General features: G+C 73.7%; 12 protein-coding genes. 8 read left to right on the top strand and 4 right to left on the bottom strand.

Annotated elements, in window-relative coordinates; translation table 11 throughout:
• Nucleotides 1-1392 carry a hypothetical protein gene (locus tag ACFCY7_RS11930; protein ID WP_376483654.1) on the top strand — a complete coding sequence of 464 codons (1392 nt, stop codon included), beginning with the start codon at nucleotides 1-3 and terminating at the stop codon, nucleotides 1390-1392.
• Nucleotides 1377-3212, top strand: coding sequence for a hypothetical protein (locus ACFCY7_RS11925; protein ID WP_376483652.1), 1836 nt, complete (start codon nucleotides 1377-1379; stop codon nucleotides 3210-3212). The genes ACFCY7_RS11930 and ACFCY7_RS11925 overlap by 16 nt, the downstream gene beginning before the upstream one ends.
• A 507-nt stretch (nucleotides 3213-3719) precedes the next feature.
• On the opposite strand, the gene ACFCY7_RS11920 is transcribed toward ACFCY7_RS11925, so the two are convergent.
• Complete coding sequence (locus ACFCY7_RS11920; RefSeq protein WP_376483650.1) at nucleotides 3720-3860, bottom strand: hypothetical protein; 141 nt, start codon at nucleotides 3858-3860, stop codon at nucleotides 3720-3722.
• A 93-nt stretch (nucleotides 3861-3953) separates the two neighbouring features.
• On the opposite strand from ACFCY7_RS11920, the gene ACFCY7_RS11915 reads away from it, so the two are divergent.
• Together ACFCY7_RS11915 and ACFCY7_RS11910 are read left to right on the top strand one after the other, a co-directional pair.
• Nucleotides 3954-4388 (top strand): hypothetical protein, encoded by a 435-nt coding sequence (locus ACFCY7_RS11915; protein WP_376483649.1) that lies wholly within the window; start codon nucleotides 3954-3956, stop codon nucleotides 4386-4388.
• 51 nt (nucleotides 4389-4439) lie between these two features.
• Entirely contained in the window at nucleotides 4440-5291 is an 852-nt protein-coding gene (locus tag ACFCY7_RS11910; protein WP_376483647.1) for an amidohydrolase family protein, read from the top strand.
• On the opposite strand, the gene ACFCY7_RS11905 is transcribed toward ACFCY7_RS11910, so the two are convergent.
• Nucleotides 5200-6651, bottom strand: a complete 1452-nt coding sequence (locus ACFCY7_RS11905) for a sigma 54-interacting transcriptional regulator (RefSeq protein ID WP_376483645.1) — start codon at nucleotides 6649-6651, stop codon at nucleotides 5200-5202. The genes ACFCY7_RS11910 and ACFCY7_RS11905 overlap by 92 nt on opposite strands.
• Nucleotides 6652-6922: 271 nt before the next feature.
• On the opposite strand from ACFCY7_RS11905, the gene ACFCY7_RS11900 reads away from it, so the two are divergent.
• The 3 genes from ACFCY7_RS11900 to ACFCY7_RS11890 all read left to right on the top strand — a co-directional run bounded on the left by ACFCY7_RS11900 (nucleotide 6923) and on the right by ACFCY7_RS11890 (nucleotide 11523).
• A complete protein-coding gene (locus ACFCY7_RS11900; protein WP_376483726.1) occupies nucleotides 6923-8719 on the top strand; it encodes a S8 family serine peptidase in 1797 nt (598 codons plus the stop codon).
• 200 nt (nucleotides 8720-8919) lie between these two features.
• Complete coding sequence (locus tag ACFCY7_RS11895; protein ID WP_376483643.1) at nucleotides 8920-9831, top strand: diiron oxygenase; 912 nt, start codon at nucleotides 8920-8922, stop codon at nucleotides 9829-9831.
• 33 nt (nucleotides 9832-9864) lie between these two features.
• Nucleotides 9865-11523 (top strand): FAD-dependent oxidoreductase, encoded by a 1659-nt coding sequence (locus ACFCY7_RS11890; RefSeq protein WP_376483642.1) that lies wholly within the window; start codon nucleotides 9865-9867, stop codon nucleotides 11521-11523.
• Between the two features lie 90 nt (nucleotides 11524-11613).
• Here ACFCY7_RS11890 and ACFCY7_RS11885 read toward each other — a convergent pair whose 3' ends face one another.
• Together ACFCY7_RS11885 and ACFCY7_RS11880 are read right to left on the bottom strand one after the other, a co-directional pair.
• Nucleotides 11614-12192: a Type-2Aa cytolytic delta-endotoxin gene (locus ACFCY7_RS11885; protein ID WP_376483640.1), complete on the bottom strand. Its 579-nt coding sequence runs from the start codon at nucleotides 12190-12192 to the stop codon at nucleotides 11614-11616.
• Nucleotides 12193-12378: 186 nt separating this feature from the next.
• Nucleotides 12379-13236: a LysR family transcriptional regulator substrate-binding protein gene (locus tag ACFCY7_RS11880; protein WP_376483638.1), complete on the bottom strand. Its 858-nt coding sequence runs from the start codon at nucleotides 13234-13236 to the stop codon at nucleotides 12379-12381.
• 64 nt (nucleotides 13237-13300) lie between these two features.
• On the opposite strand from ACFCY7_RS11880, the gene ACFCY7_RS11875 reads away from it, so the two are divergent.
• Entirely contained in the window at nucleotides 13301-13699 is a 399-nt protein-coding gene (locus tag ACFCY7_RS11875; protein WP_376483636.1) for a DUF5997 family protein, read from the top strand.
• The last annotated feature ends 42 nt before the right edge of the window (nucleotides 13700-13741 follow it).

Genomic DNA, 13741 nt, shown 5'->3' with positions numbered 1-13741 from the left:
GTGCACGGGACGTCGTCGACCGCCCGCCGGCTCCTCGCCGGCGAGGCGCGGGCGCTGCTCACCCGGCTCGACCGGGTCCAGCCCTTCGCGGTGCGCGAGACGATGCTGCCCGCCGCGGCCCCCTCGCCCGCCGCCCAGATCGGCATCGAGCGGACCCTCGTGGCGGGGCGGCGCGAGCTGCGGGGCCGGGTCCGCGCCTACCTGGCATGGCTGGACGGCGAGGGCGCGGCGGCTTCGCCCGCGGAGATGCAGCGCAGGTTCACGGCGCTGCGCTGGCGGTTCAACGACGTCCTGGGCCAGTTCGACCTCTTCCAGCAGACGGTCACCCAGCGCAGTGAGCACGAGGTCGGGCTCTGGCTGTCCGGGATGGACGTGGCGGCGGCCGACGCGCTCGACGTGCCCGGCAGGCCCTTCGACCCGCCTCCGGTGGTCTGCTATCTGGACCGGGGGCCCGGTGCGGCGATCCGGCGCGCCCGGACCCGGCTGCCGGGCGGTGGCGCGAGCCCGATCGCGATCGTGCGGGTGCCGCGGGAGCGGATGGTCGGCGGATACGGCCTGAGCTCGTCCCTGTGCCACGAAGTCGGCCATCAGGGAGCCGCGTTGCTCGGCCTGGTGCCGTCGCTCCGGACCGAGCTGCGCGCGCGGGTGACCGGGCCGGGCGGCCGGCTGCCGCTGCCCTGGGCGCTGTTCTCGCGGTGGCTGCCGGAGATCGTCGCCGACTTCTGGGCGATCGGGAAGCTGGGCGTGACGGCGACGATGGGGCTGATCGGCGTGGTCAGCCTGCCGCGCCGCTTCGTCTTCCGCCTCGACCCCCTCGACACGCATCCCTTCCCCTGGATCAGGGTCCATCTGGGCACCGCCATCGGCGAGTCGCTCCATCCGGATCCGCAGTGGCGGGCCCTCGGCGAGCTGTGGTCCGCGCTGTATCCCGTCGACGGTCTCAACGCGGAGGCGCGCGCGCTGCTCGCCTCGCTGACCTCGGCGGCCCCCGAGCTCGCGGCCCTGCTGGTGTCCCACCGGCCGCAGGGGCGCGAGGACGTCACGCTGGGCCGGCTGTTCCGGCCGGCCGAGCGTTCCCCGCGGCGCCTGATCGCGCTGTACGAGGCCGCGCGGCGGCGTCCGGAGCTGCTCGACCGGGCCGCGCCGACGCTCGCGTTCGCAGCACTGGGTCAGGCCCGGTCGGCCGGACTGGTCTCCCCCGAGGCGGAGAGCCGCCGGGCGGAGGCGCTGCTGCGGGGCTGGGCCCTGCGCAGCGCCCTCGCCACGACGGCGGCCTGCGCCCGCCGCTCGTCGCCGGCCGTCCGGCCGGCCGTCCCCCGGAAGGCCGTCCCCGTGGGCGGCGGTCTTCCTCGTCATTCCCTGCCCGAGGAGGAGTCATGGGCACACCACTGACACCGCGCTCGCCGCTCCAGGTCACGCTGACCGCCGTACCCGACGAGGTGACGCGGGGCGAGACGGTGCGGCTGCGGGCCGACACGTCGGAGGGGCGCGTGGCCTTCGACTGGTCCGTCACGGGCGGCACGCTCGCCCGGTGGACGGCCAAGGACGCCGCGGTCGTGTGGGACACCCGGAGCGCGGAGCCGGGCGTGGAGGAGGCCACCGTCACGGTCACCGACCAGCACGGTCGCACCAGCACGCAGGTGGTCGACGTCCGGATCAAGATGCCGGTCGTCGACCGGCGGCGTGAGTCGCTCTCCGTCCACCTGGAACCCGCGGGGGTCGTCAGGACCGACAGCCAGGCGCTGTGGACGGCGATCCGCAACAGCAGCGAGTCCCTCGGCTTCGGCGAGTACCAGGACTTCATCGACCTGGTGCTGTGCCGGTCTTCCGCGGGCCTCGACCGGGAGACCCGGCAACTGCGGTCCGAGGGCCGGGCCGAGCTGAAGGCGCTCCGCAGGGGGAACGCCCTGCCGTACCCGGACGTGGACGCGTACTGGCTGCTGAAGACGGCGACCGAGGCGTTCATGCGGCTGCGCTGCGGGATCCTCGTCGACCCGCACCGTCCGGGGGCGCCGTTCGAGGGCGTCGACCTGCTCCAGGAGCAGGCGCGGTACGGGGACGGGCCCGTGTCGCAGCAGGAGCTCGAGACGATGTGGCAGGCGTTCGTCGAGCCGATCCCGCAGGACCCGAACTTCTACGCCCTCCCGTACTTCGCCCGCATCCTGGACGGGCTGCGGGACGTCCCGGTGCGCGGGTCGGGCAAGTTGGGCTTCCCGTGCGACGCGATCCTCCGGTACAAGCTGACCCACCCGTGCCTCATCGAACTCCTGTGGAACTACTGGCAGGAGGAGAGTCTGCTGGTCCAGTCGCTGATCGAGATCAGCCGCCGGTTCCAGAACATGCGGCGCGCGGTGGAGCCGGACCCGCTGGCCCATCTGGAGATCGCCCCGCTGATGCCGCTCGGCAACCTGCTGTGGGGCTACATCCAGGACGAGCAGCACCGCCTGTCGGTGGTGCGGCGGGCGTACGAGTACGACCACCACTACGGGATCACCCTCATCGGCCGGGCCGTGCCGCCGCTGCGCGGGGCCGACAGCCGCTCCAAGTTCCTGGAGGCGTTCCACAGCCTGCTGAAGCTGTGCACGACGTTCTTCACGCAGGCCGACGACATGACCGTCACGCCGGACGGGTTCCCCGTCCTGAACGGCCTGAAGGAGGTGCACCTGCTGCTCACCGAGGGGCAGCACAACCAGTACGGCGACCTGCCGTGGACGGCCCGCCAGGAGATGCTGATGCAGCAGTGGCTGCTGGCCAGGCCGGAGATGCGGCAGTTCCTGCCGGCGCGCGCGATGGTGGCGTACCCGGAGCCGTGGATGGGCACCGTCGACGTGATGAAGAAGCTGCAGGGCTGGACGGACACGCCCACGCTGCACTTCCACAACCTCGCGGTCTTCGGCGAGCGCATCCTGCTCTCCATCCGGTTCGGCGACTGGAACTCGGTCATCGAGCGGGACGAGGCGGCGAACTGGGCGCGCTACTGGCGGGCGGAGATCCAGGGGTACATCCACGCCTACCGGGCCGCGACGGGTGTCGACCTCACCTCGGACCGGCTGGACGTCACGATGCCGGCCGTCCACCTGCGGCGGCGGACCGCCCAGCAGCGGGGCGGTGCCGGGCGCGAGCGTGCGGTGCGGGGCGGCGGGGCCAGGGCCGGGGCCGGGATGGCGGGCCGCCGACTGCGGCGGATGCCTCCTTCGGACCGGCCGTACTGAGCGGCCGGGGCGTGCCATGTCGTACGAGACGCCCTCCCGGGGCTCCTCCGCCGGGGAACCGGATGCGCTCGTCGGGGAGTTCGAGCGCGGTACCGGGTTCAGCCCGTGGGAGCTGGTCCGGGTGGTGAGCGCGGTCGCGCAGGGTTCCCGTGACGAGTCCGCGCTGACGAGTCTGGTGTTCCACCAGCGCCATCCGGAGCGGGCCGGAGCGCCGATCGGGCGGGGCGAGCGGGACGCGGCGCGGGAGTGGCTGGCCATCAGGGACACGGTCGTCCGGCCGCTGCTCGCCGGCGGCCGGGCCGGCGGCGCGGCCCCCGCTCCGGCCGCTCCCCCGGGGCCGTCGGCCGGCCCCGGCCCGGGTGCCCCGTCCGGGGCCCCGCGTCCCGCGCGGTCCTGCGCGGCGCCGGGCGGGACGGCCGTGGCGAAGTGCACGCGGCCGGGGCGGATCGCGTGCCCGCCCGTGCCGGGTCTGCTGTGCGCGGAGGAGGTCGACGGGGTCCCGTTCCACTACCCCGAGTCCGTGCGGCGCGAGCGCGCGGGCGGGCTCCTCGTCGTGACGGGACGCCAGTGGCGGCGCGAGCAGCGCTTCACCCCGCCGGTCAGGGACGCGATGAGCGCGTTCCTGCGGAACATGCGGGGCTTCGGCATGCCGGTGGAGGCGATCCTCACGGCCGGGTCGCTGTACTGCCGGTGTGTGAAGCGGTCCGATCCCGCGAAGCCGGACGTCCTCAGCAACCACTCGTGGGGGGGGACGCCCTGGACGTCGTCGGGGTGCGGTGGCCGGCCGCCGGCGGGCCGCCGAGCGGGCTGCGGGAGACGATCGTCCACAACTGGACCGACCCGGGGCAGCGGGTGCTGCTGCGGCGGATCGACGCCTGCCTGCGGCTCTCCTTCGCGACGGTCATCGACTACTACCGGACGGACCACCGCGACCACTTCCACTGCGACACCAACCGCGGTCGGGGCGACCGGCCCCGCACGACCGCCGGCCTCGGGTTCACCCGTGAGGCGCTGCGCGCCGCGGGGCATCCCGTGGCGCCGACCGGCCGTCCGGAGGCCGACGCGTACCGGGCGCTCGCCGCCTTCTCCGGGGTGCCCGCGGCCTCGTTCCGGGACGCGGCGGTCCTCCGGCGGGTGCTGCGCGAGCTGTTCACGCGGGTGGCGTCGGGACGGTAGGGGGTGCGTCGTGGCCGGCGACGGCGGTACGGAAGGACGGCGGGAGGACGGATGATCGTCGACTGTCACTGCCACGCGGGGCGCGGGGACCGGTTGACCGGGCCCTGGGACGACGCGCCCCTCGGGCGCTATCTGCCGCGCGCCGAGCGTGCGGGCATCGACCGTACGGTGCTGTTCCCCGCCTTCCACCGTGACTACGCCGCCGCCAACCGGGGGGTGGCGCGGATCGTGGCCGCGCGTCCGGACCGTTTCCTCGGCTTCGCGTTCGTGCACGCGGACCGGGACGCCGGCCGGATCGCCGGGCTCGTCCGCACGGCGGTGTGCGCGTACGGCTTCGTCGGCATCAAGGTGCATCGGCACGACGCGCCGATCACCCGTGAGGTCTGCGACGCGGCCCGGTACTTCCGGCTGCCCGTGCTGTACGACCCGATGGGCGAGGTGGCGGTGGCCGAGCTCCTGGCGGAGCACTACCCCGACGTGCCGTTCGTGCTGCCGCACCTGGGCAGTTTCGCGGACGACTGGCACGCCCAACTGGCCCTCGTGGACCATCTGGTGCGCCATCCCAACATCCACACGGACACTTCGGGGGTGCGCCGCTTCGACCTGCTCGCGGAGGCGGTGCGGCGGGCGGGTCCGGAGAAGGTCCTGTTCGGTTCGGACGGCCCGTGGCTGCACCCGGGGGTGGAGCTGGCCAAGGTCCGGGCGCTCGGCCTCGGCGCCGAGGAGGAGGGGTGGGTGCTGTCCGGGAACCTGCTCGCGCTGGTGGGCGGCGAGCGGCACGGGCCCCGGCGGGCCGGCGTGACGGTGCCGGTCACTCCTCGCGTGCGGCGTCCTGCGGCGTCCTCGTACCGTTCGCCGTTCCGGGGGCGGAGGCGCGGCGGAGCTGGAGCGCCCGGTCGGTGACGCCGAGGGCCCGGGCGGCTTCCTGGAGGTTGCCGTCCGCCTCCTGTACGGCGATGAGGACGGCGGTGTCGCGGGCGCGGACGCCGATCTCCTTGAGACTGACGCCGGCGGCCAGCGCCGTGCGGACGGCCTGCTCGAACCCGGCGTCCGGCCGGCCGTCCGCCGGGGTCCCCGCGACGGGGGCCGCCGGCCGTTCCCCGGGCGGTACGTCTCCGGCGCTGATCAGGCCCGCACCGACGTGACGGCGGGCCATCCGCCCGACGAGCTGCCGCAACTCCCTTACGTTTCCGGGATAGTGACGTTCCATCAACATGTGCTGCACCGCCGGGTCGAAGTCCTCGGCGGCGGGCGTGCCGTCGTCGGTGCGCAGGGCGCGCAGGAAGTGGCGCGCGAGCGGCAGCACGTCCTCGGTGCGTTCGCGGAGGCTCGGCAGCCGGCAGGTGAACGCGGCGATCCGGTGGTAGAGGTCGCCGCGGAAGCGCCGGGCCCCCTCGTCGGAGGCGAGGTCCCGGTTGGTGGCGCAGACCAGCCGGAATCCGGTGGTGTGCCAGGTGTTGCCGCCGACCTTCTTGTACGTGCCCTCCTGCACCACCCGGAGCAGCTCGGCCTGGAGTTCCAGGGGGAGTTCGCCGACCTCGTCGAGGAAGAGGGTGCCCCGGTCGGCGAGTGCGAAGGCCCCGTCCCGCGAGGCGAGGGCCCCGGTGAAGGCGCCCTTCTCGTGCCCGAAGAACTCGCTGCCGGCGAGGGCGGGGACGATGGTGGTGCAGTCGAGCAGGACCAGCTGCTCGGCGCCGCGGCGGGGGTCGAGGGCGTGCACGAGACGCGCGACGAGCTCCTTGCCCGTGCCGCTCTCGCCCGTGACGAGGACGGACGCGTCGCTGAACACGGCCGTCTCGACGATGTCCCGCAGCAGCAGCTGCCAGGCGGTGCCCGCGCCGACGAGGTTCTCGGCGACGAGCGGCGAGGCCACGAGTGCGTCGACGTCGGCCCAGCGGCGCAGCCGCCGCACGACGTCCTCGGCGGGCGTCGCGGACGCGTCCCAGACGAGGACGTCACCGGCCCCCGCGCGGAGCAGCGGCCACGGCCCCGGCGCGCCGAGGGCCGCGCGGGTGAGCGCGACGGCGAGCACCCGGTGCCGTCCCGCGTCGCACAGCCGGGCCAGGCGGGCGGCGAGGGCGGCGTCGGCCGCGTCGAGGAGGAGCACCCCGGGCCCCCCGGTGGGCTCCTGACGTGACCGGCGCACGTCGAGACCGGCTTTGCGGAGCAGCTCGACGGCGGGCTCGGCGCGCGCCTCGGACCCCGGCGGGTGGGAGGCCACCCAGGCCCGGGCGGGGCCCTCACCCACGCCTTCGTCACTCACGGTCACCCATTATCGCGCGGCGCGGTCGCCTCCGCACGTCCCGGGAACGAAAGGGGCGGGAGGGGCGATAGGACCGCCTTCCCGGCGCCGTCAGATCAACAGTGCGTCACACGAACTGGCTTTTCGGACAGAACACTTCCCTCCGCCCGGCGAGTCTGGGATCTTGCGTCCACCCCACACATCACAGGGCCCGGCCGGCGCCACCCGCGCCACCGGGTCATCGGAGGACGCATTGTTTTCCCACATATCCAGCCGGTTGAGGGCTTCGGCCATCGCCGTCGCAGCGCTCGGTACGACCGTGGCGCTCGCCGCTCCCGCCGGATTCGCCCAGGCAGCAACGTCGGACACCGCGCCCGTCGCGGCGAGTTCGGCGGGGGCGACCCAGGCCAGGACGGCCACCAAGGCCACCAGGACCGCCGCGTCGTCGGCGGCCTGGGTCGCGGGCACCCGCGCGTACCTGGTCATCACCGCGCCCGGCGGCACCGCCGCGGTGAGCGGTGCCGTGACGAGCAACGGCGGTTCGGTGTTCGCCGCGTACGACGCGATCGGCGTCATCGTGGCGCACTCGGCGTCTTCGTCGTTCGCCACGTCGATGCGCACGGTCAGCGGCGTGCAGCAGGTCGGCGCGACCCGGACGTCCGACGTCCCGGCCGACGCCTACAGCCCGGCGCTCCCGGCGAACCCGGCGCAGTCCGCGACGACGCTGACGGAGTCCAACCGCTGGGACATGACCCAGATCAAGGCCGACCAGGCCTGGGCGGTCACCACCGGTTCGGCGTCGGTGAAGGTCGGCGTCCTGGACACCGGCGTCGACGACCAGCACCAGGACATCGCGCCCAACTTCAACGCCGCCGACTCGGCCTCCTGCGCCTACGGCAAGGCGGACACCCGCGCGGGCGCCTGGCGTGACGTCGGCACCCACGGCACGCACGTCGCGGGCACGATCGCGGCCGCCAAGAACGGCAAGGGCGTCATCGGCGTCGCGCCGGGCGTGAAGATCTCCTCGGTCCGCATCGCGGAGCCGACCAGCAGCCTGTTCTTCGCGGAGAACACGATCTGCGGCTTCATGTGGGCCGGTGACCACGGCTTCAAGGTCACCAACAACAGCTACTACACGGACCCGTGGCAGTTCAACTGCCCGGACAACGTGGACCAGGCCGCCATCATCGAGGGCGTCCGCCGGGCCCAGGTGTACGCCGAGGGCAAGGGCTCGCTCCAGGTGGCCGCCGCCGGCAACTCCAACTACGACCTGGCGAACAAGACGACCGACTCCGAGAGCCCCAACGACTCGACGCCGGTCACCCGCACGATCACCAACGCCTGCATCGACATCCCGACCGAGCTGCCGGGCGTCGTGACCGTCGCCGCGCAGGCCAGCGGCGGCGCGAAGGCCTCGTACTCGAACTTCGGCAACGGCGTCATCGACGTCGCGGCGCCGGGCGGCGACGGCTCCACCCAGGTGTACTCGACGCTGCCGGGCGGCAAGTACGGCAACATGAGCGGCACCTCGATGGCGTCCCCGCACGTCACCGGTGTGGCGGCGCTGATCGCGAGCCAGAACCCGACGTTCACGCCGGCGCAGATCCGTGACCAGCTCGGTGTCCAGGCCAACGACCGGGCGTGCCCGTCGGACGCCCGCTGCACCGGCACCACGGCGAAGAACGGATTCTTCGGCGAGGGCGCAGTCGACGCCCTGAAGGCCGTCGGGGGCAGCACCCCGCCGCCCGGCGCGTACTTCGAGAACCTCGCCGACGTCACGATCGCGGACAACGCGACGGTCGAGAGCTCGATCACGGTCAGCGGGGTGACGGGCAACGCCCCGGCGACCCTCAAGGTGGGCGTGGACATCAAGCACACCTACATCGGTGACCTGAAGGTCGACCTCGTCGCCCCGGACGGCACGGTGTACACCCTGCACAACCGCACCGGCAGCGGCACCGACAACATCGCGCAGACCTACACGGTCAACGCGTCGGCGGAGGTCGCGAACGGCGTCTGGAAGCTTCGCGTGAACGACAACGCGAGCGCGGACACGGGCAAGATCGACGCCTGGAACCTGACCTTCTAGTACGTCCCGACCCGGGGAACGGGGCCGGAGCCGCCATGGCTCCGGCCCCGTTCGCATGCCCAGAGGGCAGGGCCTGGAAAAAGTCCGTACCGGGGGGTAGGCCTGCCCCGGACCCTTGCTATACGTTCCGTCTAACAAGCTTGCTAGACGCGATGTCTAACAAGAGCCCGAGCCGCTCTCGCGACCCAAGGAGCCGCACCATGGCACGCAGCACCGTTCGCCCGGACGGCGAGTCCGTCACCGACACCGACGTCGCCGAGCGGCTGCTCCGTTCGGCGGCGAAGCTGTCGTACGACCCCGCCGTCGAGGTGGACTGGGACACCCCCCTCGACAAGGACTTCCACGGCCAGAGCCCCGAGTGGAACTCCCTCTACGGCACCGCCTACTGGAACGAGATGACCGAGGAGCAGCGCAAGGAGCTGACCCGGCAGGAGACCGCGTCGGTCGCCAGCACCGGCATCTGGTTCGAGATGATCCTCCAGCAGATGGTGCTGCGCGACATCTACCGCATGGACCACACCGACCCCCGGTTCCAGTGGGCCCTCACCGAGATCGCCGACGAGTGCCGGCACTCCATCATGTTCGCCCGGGGCTCCCAGAAGCTCGGCGCGCCCGCGTACCGGCCCAAGCGCGCGGTGCTCGAACTCGGCCGGTTCATGAAGACCGTCGGCTTCGGCGAGGCCGCGTACGCCGGCATCCTCGTCGCCGAGGAGGTCCTCGACGTCATGCAGCGCGACTGGATGCGCGACGAAAGGGTCGTCCCCTTCGTCCGCACCATCAGCAACATCCATGTCGTCGAGGAGTCCCGGCACATGAAGTTCGCCCGGGACGAGACGCGCCGCCACCTCGCCCGCGCGGGACGGACCCGCCGCCACTTCCAGGCCCTCGTGGTCGCCATCGCCGCGTACTACATCATCACCAGCCTGGTCAGCCCCGAGGTGTACGTGCGGGCCGGCCTCGACCCCGAGCGCGCCCGCCGCGAGGCCGCCGCCAACGAGCACTACAAGGCGCAGCTGCGCGCCAGCTGCGCCGGACTGATGGAGTTCCTCGCCGACGTCGGCATGCTGACCCGGCCCGCGCTCTTCTTCTACCAGCGCGCCCACCTCGTCTGACCCCTCCGAGCCGAGCAGAGCAGAGCCGACGACATGACCTACGCGATCACCCAGACCTGCTGCAGCGACGCGACCTGCGTCGCCGTCTGCCCGGTCAACTGCATCCACCCCACCCCCGAGGAACCGGACTTCGGGACCACGGAGATGCTCTACATCGACCCGAAGTCCTGCATCGACTGCGGCGCCTGCGCCGACGCCTGCCCCGTCGACGCGATCTTCCCGGCGGACCGGCTCACCGGCCCCCTGCGCGCGTACGAGGACCTCAACGCCCGCTACTACGCCGAGCGCACGCCCCCGCCGGCCCTGGCCTCGCCCAACTTCCACACCTGGGGCGAACCGTCCTTCCGCCGCTCCCTCCCCGCCGACTTCGCGCCGCTCCGGATCGCGGTCGTCGGCACCGGCCCCGCGGGCATGTACGCCGCCGAGGACCTGCTCCTGCACACCAACGCCGAGGTGACGCTGATCGACCGGCTGCCGGTGGCCGGCGGTCTCCTCCGCCACGGCGTGGCGCCGGACCACCCGGCGACCAAGGGAGCCGGGGACTCCTTCGCCCGCTTCCACGCCCACCCCCGGGTCCGCATGCGGCTCGGCCTCCGGGTCGGCGAGGACGTCACGGCCGAGGAACTCGCCGCCCACCACGACGCGGTGATCTACGCGGTCGGCGCACCGGCCGACCGGCGCCTCGGCATCCCCGGCGAGGACCTGCCCGGCAGCGTCTCCGCCACGTCGGTCGTCTCCTGGTACAACGCGCACCCGGAGACCGCGGGGGACGCCGTCCGGCTCTCCGCCGAGCGGGTCGTCGTGGTCGGCAACGGCAACGTCGCCCTCGACGTCGCCCGCGTGCTCGTCATGGACCCCGCCGAGCTCGCCGCCACCGACATCGCCGACCACGCCCTCGCCGCACTCCGCGGCACCCCGGTCCGCGAGGTGGTGCTCCTCGGCCGCCGCGGCCCCGAGGACGCCGCGTACACCGGCTCCGAGCTGCTCGCGCTCACGCACCTGCCCGGCGTGGAACTGGTGGTCGACGACCGGGACCCCCGCACCGGGGCGGCCATCGACGCGGCCGCGCCCGGGGCGAAGGCGGCACTCCTGCGGGACGTGACCCGCGAGGCGGTCGACTGGACGCGGGCCCCCGCGCGGGACCGGCGCCGGATCGTGCTCCGCTTCCACTCCGCCCCGGTCGAGGCGCTCGGCACCGACGGGGTGCGGGCGGTCCGGGTGACGGAGGACGGAGCGGAGTCCGGAACGGAGATCGGGGCCGGGCTGCTCGTCCGGGCGATCGGGTACCGCGGCGTCCCGCTGCCGGGGCTGCCCTTCGACGCGGCCACCGGCACGGTGCCGCACGAGGGCGGACGGGTCGCCGGGCTGCCCGGAGGCTACGTCGTGGGCTGGATCAAGCGCGGGCCCTCCGGCGGTATCGGCGCCAACCGGGCGTGCGCGGAGGAGACGGTCGGGACGCTGCTCGCGGACGCGGTCGCCGGTGCGCTGCCCGCTCCCGCCGGCACGGCCCAGGACTTCCACCGTCTGGCCAGGAGCCGCAGCCGCGGTCTCGTCGACGCGCGCGGCCTCGCGGCCATCGACCGGGCCGAACGGGCCCGGGGCCGGGACGCGGGTCGCCCCCGGGTCAAGCTGGCGACGGTGCCGGAGCTCGTCGCGGCGGCGCGGGGCGGACGGTGGCGCCGGAACGGCTGAGCGAGCCAGGAAGAAGGGAAGGGCGGGGCAGGTCGTTCCGGGCCGCGGGGGATCCGGCCCGGGACGGCGGGCCGGTGCGTGCCGGACGGATCAGACCGAGACGCCCAGGGCCTGGCGGACCACGATCGCGTCGAGCCGCACCGCGAACGGGACGACGTCCGTCAGGGCGAGCGCGACGGCCCGCTCCTTCGGCAGCTCCACCGTCACGTCGACGCAGAAGGCCAGGGCGTACATGTACGCCCCGGTCTCCTCGTCCTGGAGGGCGAAGAACAGGTCCCGGTAGAACCGGGTGCGCTCCGCGGACTCCTCGTAGAAGGAGAGGCCGGGCTGCCCCTCCTGTGCGGCGAGGCCGGTGAAGGCCCCGACGAGTTCCCGCTCGACGGTGGCCCAGAAGCCGGCCTCCGCGCACTCCGGCGGCAGCGCCTGGCGGACGGCCTCCTTGAGGGAGAGGACCATGACGAGGACGGGGGCGTACTCCTGGAGCCCCCATCCCCGGACCATCTTCACGACGGTGCTGTCCGGGACGGCCGCGGCGGCGTCCCGTATCGCCTCGAAGTCGAAGTTGACGGTCGCCGGCGCGATCGCCTCCTGGAACACCCGGTCGATCGACCGGGCCTGGGCGAGGTGGTCCGGTGCCACCTCGACGACGGTCCTGAAACTGGCGGCCAAAGCTCCTCCTGGAAGATCGGGATGATCTCGGTGATCAAGGAGGGGTCAGTATGCCGAGGCGGCCCCCGCCCCGGTGGGGCGCGTCCGCCGTGCGGACAGGGCGCCCGACGTCGCGGGCCGGGGCCCCGGCCGCACCGGCAGGGGCCCGGCCGCGGGACCTCGCGGCCCGGTCGTACGGGAGACGGCTCAGCCGCGGCCGCGGCGGGGCTTGGCGCTCTTGCCGCGACCCGCGCCGCCGGCGGTGCCGCCGCCCTTGCGGGCCGCCCCGCCCTTCCCGGCCGTACGGGCACCGCCCTTGGTGCCGCCCTGCTTGGCGCCGCCCGACTTCGCGGCGCCGGGTCGCGCGGGCTTCCGCTGGTCCTTGCGCGGCTGCTTCTGGCCCTTCAGCTCCTCGGCGCGGCGGCCCCGGGTGCTGTTCACCGTCCGGCCGCGCACGATCCCGATGAACTCCTCCACCAGGTCCGGCGCCTCGTCGGCCGCCGGCCACGACAGGGCCACGCGCGACTGCGGGACGCCGTCGAGCGTGCGGTACGTCAGGTCCTTGCGGTGGTGCAGCCGGGCGAGGGACTGCGGTACGGCGAGCACGCCGACGCCCGCCGCGACCAGCTCGATCGCGTCGGCGGTCGTCTCCGGGCGCTCCATCGCGGGGCGGCCCGGCGGCTGCTCCCAGCCGAGGGTGTCGTCGAGGGGGTGGAGGACGAGCTCGTCGGCGAGGTCGCCCGCCGAGATCAGCTCGACCTCGGCGAACAGGTGGTCCTTCGGGACGACGACGACCGTGGTCTCCTCGTACAGGGGAATCGCACTGAGGTCGTCCCCGTCGACGGGCAGCCGGACGAGTCCCGCGTCGGCGGCACCCTCCCGCAGCAGCCCGAAGGCCTCGGCGGGGGTGGCCGACAGAAGCGTCAGGGGTACGTCGGGAAAGCGCTCGTTCCAGATCCGCACCCACTTCGAGGGCGTCACGCCCGGCACGTACACGAGCCGGAACGAGGGGGTCGAGGGGGATTCCGCGGGGGAATCCGGGAGGGAAACGTCCGAGCCTGTCACCCCGCAAGGCTACCGGTAGCGGACGTGGTCGGAGGTCGCCCGCATGCTCGATACCCTTGACACCATGACGTCGCACCAGAACACCCAGACGATGAAGCCCGCGACCGCGGCGAAGAAGCTGGGTGTGTACCTCGAGGCCACCCCCGCCGACTTCCAGGAGGGTGTCGTCTCGCGCGCCGAGCTGACCGAGCTCCAGGCCAACCCGCCCGCCTGGCTCCAGGAGCTGCGCGAGAAGGGTCCGCACCCCCGCCCGGTCGTCGCCAACAAGCTCGGCGTCTCCATCGCCGGTCTCGCGCGCGGCGGGATCACCGAGCCGCTCACCACCGAGCAGATCGACGCGATCAAGCAGGAACTGCCCGAGTGGCTGAAGAAGGAGCGCGCCACCCAGTCGGAGGTCCGCAAGGAGACCGTCCGCATCAAGGAGCGCGACGCGGAGCGCGCGCGCCGCAGCCAGGGCGCCTGAGCCGCACCCACGCCACGCCACGCCGGTCCGGACCGAGGAGGT

The sequence above is a fragment of the Streptomyces sp. NPDC056361 genome, from assembly GCF_042262805.1.
GTDB lineage: Bacteria > Actinomycetota > Actinomycetes > Streptomycetales > Streptomycetaceae > Streptomyces.
This window is presented reverse-complemented; position numbering and strand designations above follow the sequence as displayed.

Coding starts and splice junctions, on each gene's coding strand:
- ACFCY7_RS11895 (WP_376483643.1), top strand. CDS start 8,920: ATGGCACGCAGCACCGTTCGCCCGGACGGCGAGTCCGTCACCGACACC.
- ACFCY7_RS11910 (WP_376483647.1), top strand. CDS start 4,440: ATGATCGTCGACTGTCACTGCCACGCGGGGCGCGGGGACCGGTTGACC.
- ACFCY7_RS11875 (WP_376483636.1), top strand. CDS start 13,301: ATGACGTCGCACCAGAACACCCAGACGATGAAGCCCGCGACCGCGGCG.
- ACFCY7_RS11890 (WP_376483642.1), top strand. CDS start 9,865: ATGACCTACGCGATCACCCAGACCTGCTGCAGCGACGCGACCTGCGTC.
- ACFCY7_RS11925 (WP_376483652.1), top strand. CDS start 1,377: ATGGGCACACCACTGACACCGCGCTCGCCGCTCCAGGTCACGCTGACC.
- ACFCY7_RS11920 (WP_376483650.1), bottom strand. CDS start 3,860: ATGCCGAAGCCCCGCATGTTCCGCAGGAACGCGCTCATCGCGTCCCTG.